Below are 14,597 nucleotides of genomic sequence, written 5' to 3'. Positions count from 1 at the left end.
AGCCGTCAACAGTCTCGCGCCCACGATGCCCAGCCCCACCCCCGCGCCCTTGCCGAGCGCCCTGCCCGACGCTTTTTTCGACCGCGATGCGCAACTGCTCGCCCGCGAACTGCTGGGCAAAGTCATCCGTCACAAGGTCGGCGATCTCTGGCTGGCGGCGCGAATCATCGAGACCGAAGCCTATTACCTTGAGGAAAAAGGCAGCCATGCCTCCCTCGGCTACACAGAAAAACGTAAGGCTTTGTTTCTGGATGGCGGGCATATCTATATGTATTACGCCCGCGGCGGCGATTCGCTGAACTTCAGCGCCCACGGGCCGGGTAACGCGGTGCTGATCAAATCCGGTTATCCGTGGGTCGATGAACTGTCCGGCCCGGCCAGCCTGGCGCAGATGCTGCTAAACAATCCGACGGCCAATGGCATGGCGCGTCCGGCGCAGAAGTTGTGTGCCGGCCAGACCCTGCTGTGCAAGGCCTTGGGGCTCAAGGTGCCGATGTGGGACGCCAAGCGCTTCGACCCGCAGGGGTTGCTGGTCGAGGATGTCGGCACCCAGGTGGCACCGATAATCCAGACCACCCGCCTGGGCATCCCCGGCGGGCGTGACGAACACCTGCTGTACCGCTTCGTCGACGCCAGCCATGCGGCGTATTGCACGCGCAACCCGCTCCGGCGTGGGCAGGTCGAAGGTCGCGATTACCTGTTGCACGACTGAAGAACGCCACCTCCCCGCTGTAGGAGCGCGCTTGCTCGCGAGGGTGGACGGGGCACCGCGGGGCATCAGATTCCCCGCGGCATCGTTAACGACCATCGCGAGCAAGCTCGCTCCTACAATGTTTTGGTTTTGTCTGAAAAAGGAAGTCACCCATGGGCCCATGGCTCGATAGCATCACCGGCTGGCTGACCGCCAACCCTCAATGGCTGGGACTGGCGCTTGTCATCGTCGCCTGCCTCGAATGCCTGGCCATTGTCGGGAGTATCGTGCCGGGCACGGTCCTGCTGTTCGCCATCGCCGTGCTAGCCGGCAGCGGCGCCCTGCCCCTGGGCGAAACCCTGCTGCTGGGTTTCATCGGCGGCCTGCTCGGTGACGTGGCCTCCTACACCCTGGGCCGCCGCTTCCACCAAAACATCCGGCGCCTGCCGGGCCTGCGCAGTCACCCGCAGTGGATGAGCGGCGCGGAAAGCTATTTCCAGCGCTATGGCATCGCCAGCCTGCTGGTCGGACGCTTTATCGGTCCCTTGCGCCCGATGCTGCCAATGATCGCCGGCATGTGCGACATGCCATTGCCGCGGTTTATCGGTGTCAGCCTGATCGCCGGCGCCGGCTGGTCGGTGGTCTACCTGCTGCCGGGCTGGGCCACCGGCGCGGCCATCCGCCTGCCCTTGCCCGAGGGCTTCTGGCCACAGGCCGGCGTGGTCGCGATCGGGCTCGTCGCCCTGATCGGGCTGTGCATCCATTGCAGCGTGAAGCGTCATCCCAAGGCCACGCTGCTGATTTCAGGCTTGAGCCTGGTATTGCTGGTCAGCCTGTTTCTCGGCTACCCCCACCTCACGGCGTTCGACCAGGGCCTGATGACGCTGGTACAGGAACATCGCGACAAGGCACTGGACGTGGCGGCGGTTATCGCCACCCGTCTCGGCGACTTCCGTATCCAGCTCATTGTGGCCGGCGCGCTGACCGCCCTGCTGTTTCTCGCCCGCCAATGGCGTCAGGGGCTGTTTTTCGGTGCCACCCTGGCGGTGACGGCGCTGGGCAACACCGCCGCCAAATATTTCTTCGCACGGATCCGCCCGGAAGTGCTGGCCGAGCCGATCAGCAGTTTCAGCATGCCCAGCGGCCACAGTTCGGGCTCGTTCGCGTTTTTCCTGGTGCTGGCGGTACTGGCCGGACGCGAGCAGCCGCCACGGATGCGCGTGACCTGGCTATTGCTCGGCTGCCTGCCGGCGCTGACGGTGGCATTGTCACGGGTGTACCTGGGCGCGCACTGGCCCACCGATATCCTCGCCGGCGCGCTGCTCGCCATTACCGTGCTGGCGGCCAGCCTGAGCCTCTGCCAACGCTGCATGCCGCTACCGGCCATGCCACCCCGGACCTGGTGGCTGATCCTGCCGGCCGCCGTGGCGATCTATGGTTTTTATGCCCTGTGGCATTTGCAGCATGCGATCGGGCGATATGCCTATTAACAAACCGTTTCGGACAGATCACTTTCCACGACTTCAAGATTGACCGCATAGAACTGGCCGTCTTCGCCTTGCACAATGTCATAGGTCACGGTGTCGCCGGCCTGCAACGCCGGCCCACCGTCAGTAGTGGACTTCACGTGGAAGAAAAGCTCTCGCCCGTCCACATGTGCCGTGATCACGCCAATCCCGCCCCGGGCGGAGTCGTAACGCTGTTCGCCGTACTTATCCATGACTGGTTCTCCCAAAAAGGAAGAGGCACACTCAGACGTCGCCCCGAGGAAGTTCGGTTACCCAAGGGAGGTATGGAACGCCATGTCTTGACAGCAGAACCTTAAATCAATTTAACGTTTTCTGCTTGCAGGCCTTTTTGTCCTTGAGCAACTTCGAAACTTACTTTCTGCCCTTCAGCTAAGGATTTGAAACCGGTCGCCTGTATCGCTTTGAAATGAACAAAAACATCTTGCGATCCATCATCTGGCGAAATAAAACCAAAACCTTTCGCATCATTGAACCACTTGACCTTGCCTTCTTTTTGCTCTGACATTTCCAATATTCCCAGTTACTGAATGACGCAAGCTCGTCCGTGGACAACTTTTGCCCTGCGAGCTTTCCATATTTCCGCCGTTCAATCCTGGATCCATTGCAGCGCTCGGGCTACTGTCATTTCTGACAGGTTTTCAGATCATTTCTATATAACGGTTATTCCATGCCATTACAGGGGCCCACTCAAGCAAACAACTCGCCCTGCAATTCGTCCAATAACACCTGAATCGCATCCAGACGCTGTTGCGGATCATCCAGTTCCAACAGGTCGATCTTGTCCAGCTCGGAAAACGGCAGCAGATACGCCAACTGATTGGCCAGAGACTGCTGCCCGGTCGCTTCGGTGCCCATGTTCAGGGCGGCGACCATCGGGTGTTCGGCCAGCGCCTTGAGCAGCGCCACCAGGTCCTCGTCCTCGTCCTGCAACGGCCGCTCAGGGATCTCATCCAGCCACTCGACCTCGGCGACCGTCAGTTGATCGCGCTGCAACTCCGTGCGCAGCACCCGGAAACGCCGCGCACCTTCGACCCGAATGCCCAGCAAGCCGTTGTCCTGCTGCTGGAAATCGCGGATCACGGCTTCACAGCCGACCAGGGCAAAGCCTTCCGGCGCATCGCCGACCTCTTGGCCTTCAAGAATGCAGACCACGCCAAAACCACTGCCCTGTTTCATGCAGCGACTGATCATGTCCAGATAGCGCGCCTCGAAAATCTGCAGGTCGAGGATACAACCGGGAAACAGTACGGTGTTCAGGGGAAACAACGCCAGGCTCATAACGACTTCCTTAAACCACCAAAGTTACCGCCAACGGCAGCAACACTGCCGTGGCTACGCCCATCAGGCTCATTGCCAACGCCGCGAAGGCGCCGCATTCTTCACTTTCCTGCAAGGCCACCGAAGTGCCCACCGCATGGGCGGTCATGCCCAGGGCCATGCCTCGAGCTTCCGCCGTATGCACGCCCAGTCGCGTCAGCAGCCAGGGCCCGACAATGGCGCCGATCACCCCGGTGATCAACACGAACACCGCCGCCAGGGCCGCGACGCCACCGATCTGCTCGGCCACCAGCATGGCGATGGGCGAAGTCACCGACTTGGGCAACAGGGTCATCAGGATCATGTGGTCGGCCCCGAACAGCCAGCCAAACAACACGCCCAGGCCAGTCGCCAATACCCCACCCATCACCAGCGTAGTAAAAATCGGCCAGAACAACTGTCGGATCCGCCGCAGGTTCAGATACAGCGGCACAGCCAACGCCACCGTGGCCGGCCCCAACAGAATACCGAGAATCTCGGTGCTCTTGCGGTACTCGGCGTACTCCAGATCGCAGAGCAACAGGATAGCGACCACCAGCGCCATCGACGCCAGGACCGGTTGCAGGAAGACCCAGCGGGTCTTTTCGAAGCCCGCCAGCACCAGTTGATAGGCGCCCAGGGTAATGCCGATGCCGAACAGCGGATGATGGATCAGCGCCGCCCAGGCGCCCTGCCAATCGAGGTTCATGGCCGCTCTCCACGCCGGGCATGGCGCTTGACCAGGGCATTCATCAACACCCCGACGAACGCCATGGAAATCAGCACCGACAATACCAGCGCACCGGCAATCGCCCAGAAGTCCGCGGCGATCTGCCGGGCATAGACCATTACCCCTACCGCTGGCGGCACCAGCAACAGCGGCAGATAACGCAACAGACTGGACGCCGCCTCGCTCAACGGTGCACTGACTTCGCCGCGCACCATCAGAAACACCAGCAAGAGCAACAAGCCGATAATCGGCCCCGGCAACACCGGCACACACAAATGATTGAGGGCTGTACCGAGCAACTGAAACAGCACCAGCCAGGTCAGGCCGCGTAACAACATCCGAACTCTCCCTTGAAGATGCCAGCATTATAAGCACGCCCATACGCCGCCATTCGCCAAAGGTATGGTGGCTTGACCGGACACATGTCCCATGATGATCTACAGTGGATGCCAAGGGCTGCAACCCGAGGCCCGATAACTCGATAGACCAAGGAGTGTGTCAATGCCCTATGTACCTGTAGCGCAGCTCAACGATTATGTCGGCAAGGAACTCGGCTATTCCGAATGGCTGACCATCGACCAGGCGCGGATCAACCTGTTCGCCGAAGCCACCGGTGACTATCAGTTCATCCACGTGGACCCGGTCAAGGCCGCGCAAACGCCGTTCGGCAGCACCATCGCCCACGGGTTCCTGTCGCTGTCGCTGATCCCGAAACTGATGGAAGATATCTTCATCATGCCCGAAGGCCTGAAGATGGCCGTCAACTACGGCCTGGACAGTGTGCGCTTTATCCAGCCGGTGAAGGTCGACTCACGGGTGCGCCTCAAGGTCGAACTGACCGAGGTCACCGAGAAGAAACCCGGCCAATGGCTGCTCAAGGCCACCGCCACGCTGGAAATCGAAGGTCAGGAAAAACCCGCCTATATCGCTGAACCCCTGTCACTCTGCTTCGTCTGATTGCCCGTACTCACGAAACAGAGTGCACTCTGTTTCGTGCAGGACACTGGACACGCCATATTGCTACGGCATACTCGGTCCCCTAATTATCCGGATCCCGTTATGCGCCCACTTGTCCCCCTGGTTTTGACCCTGCTGCTCACCGCCTGCGGTGATGGCGAATCGCTATTGCCGCCGGACGCGCGCCTGCCGGACGGCGGTCGCTATCGCGGCGAAGTGGTCAATGGGCTGTTGCAAGGCCAGGGCCGCATCGACTACCCCAGTGGCAGTTGGTACGCCGGCCAGTTCGACCACGGTCAGTGGCAGGGCGACGGCGAGTGGCATGGCAGCAATGGCGAGGTCTACAAGGGCCAGTTCCAACAGGGCCTGTTCCACGGCCAGGGCACCTTGACCGTGCACGACAGCAACTACACCGGCGGCTTCAAGCAGGGCCGGCGCGACGGCGAAGGCACGCTCAAAGAAGCCGGCATGACCTACCGTGGCGAATTCAAGGACGACCAGTACTCAGGCCTCGGCCATCTGGAACTGGAAGACGGCAGCCAATACCAGGGTGAATTCGCCCACGGCAAGCCCAACGGCGAGGGCCAGCGCAGCGATGCCAACGGCAACCTGTTCACCGGCCACTTCGTCAATGGTCAACTGGAAGGGGTCGGCACCTTCAACAGCGCCGACGGCGACCAGTATGCCGGCGGCTTCAAGCGTAACCAGTTGAATGGCAAGGGCCGCTACGAAAACGCCGATGGCGATGTCTGGATCGGTGAATTCAAGGACGGCGTGCTCAACGGCAAGGGCCAACTGATCGGCGTCGACGGCAGCCACTACCGCGGCGAGTTCAGCGAGTGGCGCTTCAACGGCCAGGGCCATTTGAGCCTGGGTGATGGCAGCGTCTATATCGGCGAGTTCGCCAGTGACACCTACAACGGTCGTGGCAGCCTGGCGCTGGCCGACGGCAGCGTGCAAAGCGGCATCTGGAGCAACGGCCAGCGAGTCCGCGATGCCGACGGCAAGCTGCTGCCCGATCTGCTGGAACTCGGCCTGCTGGCCCAGGGCCCACTGCTGGAAAAAGCCCTGGCCGCCGTGCCGGCCTCGACCCCGGCGATCGAACTCTACAGCCTGGTGCTGGCCGGCGACGGCAAGCAAAGCGTGTTTATGCGCGAGGCCGATTACGTCAACCAGATGCTCGCCAGCCGCTTCGGTGCCTATGGCCAGATCAGCCTGGTGAACCATCGCGACCACCTCGGCGATCGGCCGATGGCAACCCGCGAGAACCTGCTCCGCGCCGCCCAGACCCTGGCCGAACGCAGCGGACCGGAAGACCTGATCTTCATCTACCTGACCAGCCACGGCACCCATGAACATGAGTTTGTGCTGGATCAGCCACGCCTGGAGCTGGCCGACCTGCCAGCCGACGAACTGGCCTCGGCGCTGGCACCGCTGAAAAATCGCGACAAGGTCATTGTGATTTCCGCCTGTTACTCCGGCGGCTTCATCCCGGCGCTCAAGGATGAAAAAACCCTGATCATGACCGCGTCCCGCGCGGACCGGGTCTCCTTCGGTTGCTCCGAGGAAGCGGATTTCACCTATTTCGGCGACGCCCTGTTCGCCCAGGCGCTGAACCAGACCGACGATCTGCAGCAAGCCTTCACCCTGGCCAAGGCGCATGTCGCCGAGCGTGAGCAGGCGGACAATTTCGAAGCGTCTGAACCGCAGATCTGGGCGCCCAAAGGCGTGCTGGCACATTGGCAGTTGCTGCGCAAACAACAAGCGCGAAAAGCGTTGCAAAGCGCTTCGCTGGACAGCAAGACTGCCAAGAGCAACTAAGCTGAACTGTATCAAGGGAGGTATTTTATGTACTTGACGCCTCAGCATATCCTGCTCGCTGGAGCCACCGGTCTGACCGGTGAACATCTACTCGACCGCCTGCTCAACGAGCCGACTGTCACCCGCGTACTGGCCCCCTCACGACGACCACTGGCCGAACATCCGCACCTGGAAAATCCGGTGGGCGATCCGGCGATTTTCCTGCCGCAATTGAGCGGCCGTGTCGACCTGGCAATCTGCTGCCTGGGCACCACCATCAAGCTGGCGGGTTCCGAAGAAGCGTTCCGCGCCGTGGACCACGACATGGTCGTGGCCTTCGGCAAGCGCGCGCGGGAAATGGGCGCGCGGCATCTGATCGTGGTCAGTGCCATCGATGCCGATCCGAAATCCAAGGTGTTCTATAGCCGGGTCAAGGGCGAGATGGAACAGTCGCTGCGGGCGCAGAACTGGCCGCAGCTGACCATCGCCAGGCCTTCGTTGCTGCTGGGCGAGCGGATCGAACCGCGCCTGGCGGAACAGTTGGCGGCACCGCTATCGAAACTGATTCCCGGGAAGTATCGCGGCATCGAGGCCTGCCAACTGGCGCGGGCGCTGTGGCGCCTGGCGCTGGAAGAGCAGGATGGGGTGCGGATTGTCGAGTCGGATGAATTGCGCCGGCTGGGCAAATAGCACCACCCTGCGTGAAGAGCAATGGAATGCATACCCTGTGGGAGCGGTGCTTGCCCGCGAAGAAGGCGGTGAGGCCACTAAAAGCTTCGCGGGCAAGCACCGCTCCCACAGGTTAGGTTGTCACTCGGAGCTACAACCCGCCCGTCGCCTGATACCCCACGCCCAATACCGTCAACACCGAAAGCGGCAACAGCAGCGTATCCAGCAACGCACTGGCCGGCAGATCCACCCCGGGATAGCTCGGCGCCTGCGCCCCAAAGCGGTCATAAGCGCAACAACCACCCTGCAACGCATACAGATCCAGGCGCGTCCCCGAATACACCACGGGCGCCCCGGCCTTGCCGGCGTCCAAGGTCCGCACCGTCGCACAACCAGCCAGTTGCAGCACCAGCAGCAGGTACAGCAGTGACCTACTCATCGCTGCTCAAATGATGTTCACCCCAACGTGGCAGCATATCCTGGGGGATATTCAACAGATTGAGAATCCGCGCCACGACAAAATCCACCAGGTCATCGATGGTCTGCGGCTGGTGATAAAAGCCCGGCGACGCCGGCAGGATGGTCACGCCCATATTCGACAGCTTGAGCATGTGCTCCAGATGAATGCTCGAATACGGCGCCTCGCGCGGCACCAGGATCAACTGGCGGCGCTCCTTGAGGGTGACATCCGCCGCCCGCTCGATCAGGTTGTTACAGGCGCCCGTGGCAATGGCCGACAAGGTTCCGGTGGAACAAGGCACCACCACCATCGCCGCCGGCGCGCCGGAACCCGAGGCCACCGGCGACATCCAGTCCTCCTTGCCATACACCCGGATCTGCCCGGCCGCCGCACCTGTGTATTCGGTGAGGAAAGCCTGCATCATCTGCGGCTTGGTCGGCAGCGCCACGTCGGTCTCGGTGGCCATCACCAGCTGCGCGGCCTTGGAGATCAGGAAATGCACCTCGCGGTCCTCGCGCACCAGGCAGTCGAGCAGGCGCAGGCCATAGGGCGCGCCGGAAGCGCCGGTCATCGCCAGGGTGATGCGTTCCGGCCCGTTGTTCATTGCAGCGCCTCGGCCAGTTTGCCGTGCAGGCCGCCGAAGCCGCCGTTGCTCATGATCACCACATGGGTCCCGGGTTTGGCCTGGCTTTTCACCCGCTCAATGATGCCATCGAGGGAATCGCTGACGATCGACGGCACCGAACACAATGCCGCCGTGGCGCCCAGGTCCCAACCAAGATTGGCTGGCGCATACCAGATCACCTGATCGGCCTGGACCACACTGTCCGGCAGACCGTCGCGGTGGGCGCCGAGCTTCATGGAGTTGGAGCGCGGCTCGATAATGGCGATCAGCGGCGCATCGCCGATTTTCTTGCGCAGGCCATCAAGGGTGGTGGCAATCGCCGTCGGGTGGTGGGCGAAGTCATCGTAGATCGTCACGCCGTGAACTTCGGCGACTTTCTCCATCCGCCGCTTCACGCTCTTGAAAGCACTGAGGGCAGCAATGCCCATAGCCGGCACCACGCCGACATGCCGCGCCGCCGCCAGGGTGGCCAGGGCATTGGCGACGTTGTGCTGGCCAGTCAGGTCCCACTCGACCATGCCTTGGGCCACGCCTTCGAACATCACTTCAAAACGCGAGCCGTCTTCGCTCAGCAACTTGACCTGCCACTGGCCGCCGGTGCCAGTGGTCTGCACCGGGGTCCAGCAACCCATTTCGATCACCCGCTGCAAAGCCGGCTCGGTGGTCGGATGGATCACCAGCCCCTCGCTGGGAATGGTCCGCACCAGATGGTGGAATTGCCGCTCGATCGCCGCCAGATCCGCGAAAATATCCGCATGATCGAATTCCAGGTTGTTCAGGATCGCGGTGCGCGGACGGTAGTGGACGAACTTCGAGCGCTTGTCGAAAAAGGCGCTGTCGTACTCATCGGCTTCGATCACGAAAAACGGTGTGCTGCCCAGACGGGCCGACACCGAGAAATTCTGCGGCACGCCGCCGATCAGAAAACCCGGGCTCATGCCCGCATGTTCCAGCACCCAGGCGAGCATGCTGCTGGTGGTGGTCTTGCCGTGGGTACCGGCCACGGCCAGGACCCAGCGGCCCTGCAGCACATGGTCGGCCAGCCACTGCGGGCCAGACACATAGGGCAGGCCCTTGTTCAACACGTACTCGACCGCCGGATTGCCACGGGACATGGCATTGCCGATCACCACCAGGTCTGGGGCCGGATCGAGTTGCGCCGGATCGTAGCCCTGGGTCAGCTCGATGCCCTGGGCCTGGAGCTGGGTGCTCATCGGTGGATAGACGTTGGCATCGGAACCGGTAACGTGATGGCCCAGTTCCTTGGCCAGCACAGCCATCGAACCCATGAACGTACCGCAGATACCCAGAATATGAATGTGCATAGTCGACCTCGTAAAACGTGGTCGCAGGTTAGCCCAGGGCGTGGGAAATCGCACCTGGTGTTTCACCGACCCGAGGACGCCCCCTTTGTAGGAGCAGCCGGTCGACGCTCGATTGCTCGCGATGGTGGTCCAGGCACCGCAGGGCATCAGGATGCCCGCGTCATCGTTGACACCCATCGCGAGCAAGCTCGCTCCTACAGGGGGGACATCGATGGTCTAGCGGGCGATGCCGTGCTTGCGCAGCTTGCGATACAAGGTATTGCGGCTGACCCCCAGCTGCTCGGCCGTGTGGGTCATATGCCAGCGCTGCTGCTCCAAGGCATTGAGCAGAGCCAGGCGCTCGGCGTCTTCGAGGGGATGTCCGGACGGTTCATCAACGGCCACCGCGACCAGGCCCGGCCGCGCCTGGCGGATCAGCGCCGGCAGATCCTCAAGTCCGATCCGGCCGTCCTCGCACAACGCCGCCAGTGTGCGCAACACCGTACGCATCTGCCGCACATTGCCCGGCCACTCGAACGCCAACAGCGCCTGGCGCGCGGCCGCATCGATCAGCACGGGCTGCTCGCCAGCCTCCTCCGCCAGCAGGAAATCCAGCAACTGCGACTTGTCGCTGCGCTCTCGCAAAGCCGGCAGACCGACCTCCAGCCCATTGAGCCGGTAATACAGATCCTCGCGGAAACTGCCGTCGCCGACCCGCTCCATCAGATTGCGGTGCGTGGCGCTGATAATCCGCACATTGACTGCCTCCGGCTCGCCGCCGATAGGCACCACCTGGCGATCCTCCAGCACCCGCAGCAAGCGGGTCTGCAAGGCCAGTGGCATATCGCCGATTTCATCGAGAAACAGCGTGCCGCCATCGGCCTGTTGCAGCTTGCCGCGCATGCCTTCCTTGCGCGCACCGGTAAAGCTGCCGCCGCGATAACCAAACAGCTCGCTTTCGATCAGGCTCTCGGGAATCGCCGCGCAGTTGAGGGCGACAAAGGCTTTCTCGGCGCGCTGGCTGGACTGGTGCACCGCCTTGGCGAACGCCTCCTTGCCCGAACCGGTTTCGCCATTGATCAGTAACGGCACATCACGTTCGAAGACCCGTAGCGCTCGACGAAAATCCGTCTGCAAGGCCAGATCGCCGAGGCAGATATTGGACAGCTTCGCTCGCTCCAGCGGTGCGGGTGTCGGGGCCAACCCCTTGGGCACGCTACGCGGCTGGCCGCGCAACACCGCGAACAGGGCGCGGCCGTCGCGGGCCCGCAATGGCCAGCTGGCGCTGGCCTGGGCACTGGCGCGGCCGAGCAGTTCATCCAGCGGGCAATCGAAGAATGCCTCCACCGGCTGGCCGAGCAAAGCGCTACGCCCCTGCCCCAGCAGGTTCAGGGCACTCTGGTTGACCGCACTGATCCGTCCTTCGCCGTCGAATGCGAGCAAGCCCTCGCTGAACAGCCCCACCGACTCGGCCTGCAAGTGGAAGCGCAGCAGCCAGTGGTTGTCGTAATGCCGGAGGAAATAGCAGCTCTCGATCATCTTCGCCGAGAGGTTGACCAGCGCCATGGTGTGAAACTGGCTCTGGCGCGACACGTCCGGGCGGGCCGAGGACACGTCGAGCACCGCCATCAATTCGCCATGAGGATCGAAGACCGGGCTGGCGGAGCAGGTCAGGCCGGTGTGGCGACCACGGAAGTGTTCGTCCTGGTGGATGGTCAGGGACTGGCGCTCGACCAGGCAGGTGCCGATACCGTTGGTGCCTTCGCAGGCCTCGCTCCAGTCGGCGCCAAGCCAGAGGCCGGCGCGCTCGAAGATTTTGCGTTCGGCGGGGGCGGTGACGCAATTGAGGATCACCCCGCGGGCATCGGTGAGCAGCACCGCGTGACCGGCGCCGGAGAGCTGCTGGTGCAGGCTGGTCATTTCATTGCCGGCGATCTGCAGGACTTGGCGCAGGTGCTCGCGGCTTTCCAGCAGGCGCCCGTGTTCGAGCACGGTGGGGGCGATGCTCAGCGACGGGTCGAGGTGATAGTCCTCCAGGCAACGCAGCCAGGAGCGGGCGATGGACGGGTCACTGCCGGGGCCGCCCGGGTGGGCCTTGCCCTGGGTCACGGTCAATACCTGCTGGGCGTGGCGACTCAGATGGTTGTTCTGCATTTCTTATTATTCTCCCCCCACCCCTGTAGGAGCGAGCTTGCTCGCGATGATGGTTCAGCCACTGAGGGGTGTCAGGGCGCCCGCGTCATCGTTGACGTCCATCGCGAGCAAGCTCGCTCCTACAGAGGTGTTCAGCCGTTGATGCACGTTCGTCTGGATGCCCAGCATCCTCCAGCGCCGTGAGCAATGCAATCATCCCGCGACCGCCGAGTCACAGGCTGTGCCAAGCACGGTACAAACTGTCACCCCGGCTGTATCGCTCCTGTCGCAACAGCGTCGCCATCCGTCACCGCGCACCCCGGCCAAAGGCTCTGGCGCCCGGCCCACCAGGCACTGGCCCGACCTTTGCTCTACGCTTATTAAGCGCTCAAGCGCGTACTCCCTTATAAGCACAATAGCCAAGGAGACACACACCATGCGTTACGCCCACCCTGGTACTGCCGGCGCCATCGTTACGTTCAAAGCCAAGTACGGCAACTACATCAATGGCGAATTCGTCGCGCCTGTCGACGGCCAGTACTTCACCAACACCTCTCCGGTCAATGGCAAGGCCATTGCCGAATTCCCCCGTTCCAACGCCAAGGATATCGACAAGGCTCTCGACGCCGCCCATGCCGCCGCCGATGCCTGGGGCGCCACCTCGGTCCAGGCGCGCTCGCTGGCCCTGCTGAAAATCGCCGACCGTATCGAACAGAATCTCGAACTGCTGGCCATCACCGAAAGCTGGGACAACGGCAAGGCCGTGCGCGAAACCCTCAACGCCGATATCCCGCTGGCCGCTGACCATTTCCGTTACTTCGCCGGTTGCCTGCGCGCCCAGGAAGGCAGCGCCGCGGAAATCGACGGCAACACCGTGGCCTACCACATCCATGAACCACTGGGCGTGGTCGGGCAGATCATCCCGTGGAACTTCCCGATCCTGATGGCCGCCTGGAAACTCGCCCCGGCCCTGGCCGCCGGCAACTGCGTGGTGCTCAAACCGGCCGAGCAAACCCCGCTGGGCATCACCGTGCTCATGGAGCTGATCGGCGACCTGCTGCCACCCGGCGTACTGAACGTGGTGCAAGGGTTCGGCAAAGAAGCCGGCGAAGCCCTGGCCACCAGCAAGCGCATCGCCAAGATCGCCTTTACCGGCTCGACCCCGGTCGGTTCGCACATCATGAAATGCGCGGCCGAGAACATCATCCCGTCCACCGTGGAACTGGGCGGCAAGTCGCCGAACATCTTCTTCGCCGACATCATGAAAGCCGAGCCGAGCTTTATCGAAAAGGCTGCCGAAGGCCTGGTCCTGGCCTTCTTCAACCAGGGCGAAGTCTGCACCTGCCCGTCCCGCGCGCTGATTGAGGAGTCGATCTACGACGAGTTCATGCAAGTAGTGATGAAGAAAGTCGAGCAGATCAAACGTGGCGACCCGCTGGATACCGACACCATGGTTGGCGCCCAGGCTTCCGAGCAGCAATTCGACAAGATCCTGTCCTATCTGGAAATCGCCAAGCAGGAAGGCGCGCAGTTGCTGACCGGCGGCCAGGTGCAGAAGCTTGAAGGGGATCTGGCCACCGGCTATTACATCCAGCCGACCCTGCTCAAGGGCACCAACAAGATGCGCGTGTTCCAGGAAGAAATCTTTGGCCCGGTGGTGAGCATCACCACCTTCAAGGACGAAGCCGAAGCCCTGGCGATTGCCAACGACACCGAGTTCGGCCTGGGTGCGGGCCTGTGGACCCGGGATATCAACCGCGCCTACCGCGTGGGCCGGGCGATCAAGGCCGGACGTGTCTGGACCAACTGCTACCACCTGTACCCGGCGCATGCCGCGTTCGGCGGCTACAAGAAATCCGGCGTGGGCCGCGAAACCCACAAAATGATGCTCGATCATTACCAGCAGACCAAAAACCTGCTGGTGAGCTATGACATCAATCCACTTGGGTTCTTCTAAACCCTGAGGCCGCCTTCGCGGCGGTTCGGCGCCCGACAAGCTCCACTCCCACAGTGTCCGAGTCGAATCCAAAAGATGTAAACGACCGAAACCTGTGGGAGCGGAGCTTGCCCGCGAAGAGGCCATCACTGACACCCTGAAAACAACGCCTGGCCGCTCTGGCACGGGCTTTGCGTGCACGCTGTAACGAAAATCGCTACCCGCAAGTCCAACACCCAAACAATAAAAATGACAAGCGAGGACTTATGACAACCCAAACCGCACTCAAACCGACCCTCGGTACCCTGCACCTCTGGGGCATTGCCGTGGGCCTGGTGATCTCCGGTGAATACTTCGGCTGGAGCTATGGCTGGGGCACCGCCGGCACCATGGGCTTTCTCGTCACCACCCTGCTGGTGGCGACCATGTACACCTGCTTCATCTTCAGCTTCACCGAGCTGACCACC

The 14,597-nt window shown here is 62.3% G+C and carries 15 protein-coding genes and 1 pseudogene; 7 read left to right on the top strand and 9 right to left on the bottom strand.

The annotated features are described in order from the left end of the window. Positions 1 to 25 precede the first annotated feature (25 nt). Together AC07T0_RS27605 and AC07T0_RS27600 are read left to right on the top strand one after the other, a co-directional pair. Complete coding sequence (locus AC07T0_RS27605; protein WP_495004153.1) at positions 26 to 712, top strand: DNA-3-methyladenine glycosylase; 687 nt, start codon at positions 26 to 28, stop codon at positions 710 to 712. Positions 713 to 864: 152 nt separating this feature from the next. Next, positions 865 to 2,181, top strand: coding sequence for a bifunctional DedA family/phosphatase PAP2 family protein (locus tag AC07T0_RS27600; RefSeq protein WP_495004152.1), 1,317 nt, complete (start codon positions 865 to 867; stop codon positions 2,179 to 2,181). Here AC07T0_RS27600 and AC07T0_RS27595 read toward each other — a convergent pair. The 5 genes from AC07T0_RS27595 to AC07T0_RS27575 form a co-directional block, all read right to left on the bottom strand. Beyond that, on the bottom strand, positions 2,178 to 2,411 hold the full coding sequence (locus AC07T0_RS27595) for a cold shock domain-containing protein (protein WP_495004151.1): 234 nt from the start codon (positions 2,409 to 2,411) through the stop codon (positions 2,178 to 2,180). The genes AC07T0_RS27600 and AC07T0_RS27595 overlap by 4 nt on opposite strands. Before the next feature lie 101 nt (positions 2,412 to 2,512). Further along, positions 2,513 to 2,725, bottom strand: a complete 213-nt coding sequence (gene cspE / locus AC07T0_RS27590; RefSeq protein ID WP_495004150.1) for a transcription antiterminator/RNA stability regulator CspE — start codon at positions 2,723 to 2,725, stop codon at positions 2,513 to 2,515. Positions 2,726 to 2,907: 182 nt separating this feature from the next. Next, a complete protein-coding gene (locus AC07T0_RS27585) occupies positions 2,908 to 3,498 on the bottom strand; it encodes an LON peptidase substrate-binding domain-containing protein (RefSeq protein ID WP_495004149.1) in 591 nt (196 codons plus the stop codon). Positions 3,499 to 3,508: 10 nt separating this feature from the next. Next, on the bottom strand, positions 3,509 to 4,225 hold the full coding sequence (locus tag AC07T0_RS27580; protein WP_495004148.1) for an LrgB family protein: 717 nt from the start codon (positions 4,223 to 4,225) through the stop codon (positions 3,509 to 3,511). Further along, positions 4,222 to 4,584, bottom strand: a complete 363-nt coding sequence (locus AC07T0_RS27575; RefSeq protein WP_495004147.1) for a CidA/LrgA family protein — start codon at positions 4,582 to 4,584, stop codon at positions 4,222 to 4,224. The genes AC07T0_RS27580 and AC07T0_RS27575 overlap by 4 nt, the downstream gene beginning before the upstream one ends. A 163-nt stretch (positions 4,585 to 4,747) precedes the next feature. On the opposite strand from AC07T0_RS27575, the gene AC07T0_RS27570 reads away from it, so the two are divergent. The 3 genes from AC07T0_RS27570 (at position 4,748) to AC07T0_RS27560 (ending at position 7,693) form a co-directional block, all read left to right on the top strand. Then, entirely contained in the window at positions 4,748 to 5,203 is a 456-nt protein-coding gene (locus AC07T0_RS27570) for a MaoC family dehydratase (protein ID WP_248799365.1), read from the top strand. A gap of 102 nt (positions 5,204 to 5,305) precedes the next feature. Further along, complete coding sequence (locus tag AC07T0_RS27565) at positions 5,306 to 7,024, top strand: C13 family peptidase (RefSeq protein ID WP_495004146.1); 1,719 nt, start codon at positions 5,306 to 5,308, stop codon at positions 7,022 to 7,024. A 27-nt stretch (positions 7,025 to 7,051) separates the two neighbouring features. Next, on the top strand, positions 7,052 to 7,693 hold the full coding sequence (locus tag AC07T0_RS27560) for an NAD(P)H-binding protein (RefSeq protein WP_218225870.1): 642 nt from the start codon (positions 7,052 to 7,054) through the stop codon (positions 7,691 to 7,693). Between the two features lie 130 nt (positions 7,694 to 7,823). Here AC07T0_RS27560 and AC07T0_RS27555 read toward each other — a convergent pair whose 3' ends face one another. From AC07T0_RS27555 to AC07T0_RS27540, 4 genes are all read right to left on the bottom strand, one after another. Next, positions 7,824 to 8,111: a YceK/YidQ family lipoprotein gene (locus tag AC07T0_RS27555; RefSeq protein ID WP_495004145.1), complete on the bottom strand. Its 288-nt coding sequence runs from the start codon at positions 8,109 to 8,111 to the stop codon at positions 7,824 to 7,826. Beyond that, complete coding sequence (ubiX, locus tag AC07T0_RS27550; RefSeq protein ID WP_495004144.1) at positions 8,104 to 8,736, bottom strand: flavin prenyltransferase UbiX; 633 nt, start codon at positions 8,734 to 8,736, stop codon at positions 8,104 to 8,106. Before ubiX ends, AC07T0_RS27555 begins: the two co-directional genes overlap by 8 nt. Continuing rightward, the gene (gene mpl, locus AC07T0_RS27545; protein WP_495004143.1) at positions 8,733 to 10,082 is read right to left on the bottom strand and encodes a UDP-N-acetylmuramate:L-alanyl-gamma-D-glutamyl-meso-diaminopimelate ligase; all 1,350 of its coding nucleotides are present in this window, start codon (positions 10,080 to 10,082) and stop codon (positions 8,733 to 8,735) included. The genes ubiX and mpl overlap by 4 nt, the downstream gene beginning before the upstream one ends. A gap of 216 nt (positions 10,083 to 10,298) precedes the next feature. Continuing rightward, entirely contained in the window at positions 10,299 to 12,215 is a 1,917-nt protein-coding gene (locus AC07T0_RS27540) for a sigma-54-dependent Fis family transcriptional regulator (protein ID WP_495004142.1), read from the bottom strand. A 415-nt stretch (positions 12,216 to 12,630) separates the two neighbouring features. On the opposite strand from AC07T0_RS27540, the gene exaC reads away from it, so the two are divergent. Continuing rightward, complete coding sequence (gene exaC / locus AC07T0_RS27535) at positions 12,631 to 14,151, top strand: acetaldehyde dehydrogenase ExaC (protein WP_495004141.1); 1,521 nt, start codon at positions 12,631 to 12,633, stop codon at positions 14,149 to 14,151. 245 nt (positions 14,152 to 14,396) lie between these two features. Beyond that, positions 14,397 to 14,597 (top strand): annotated as a pseudogene (locus AC07T0_RS27530) (ethanolamine permease); the annotation flags it as partial.

The organism is Pseudomonas sp. GW821-FHT04D07 (genome assembly GCF_059420225.1).
This window is presented reverse-complemented; position numbering and strand designations above follow the sequence as displayed.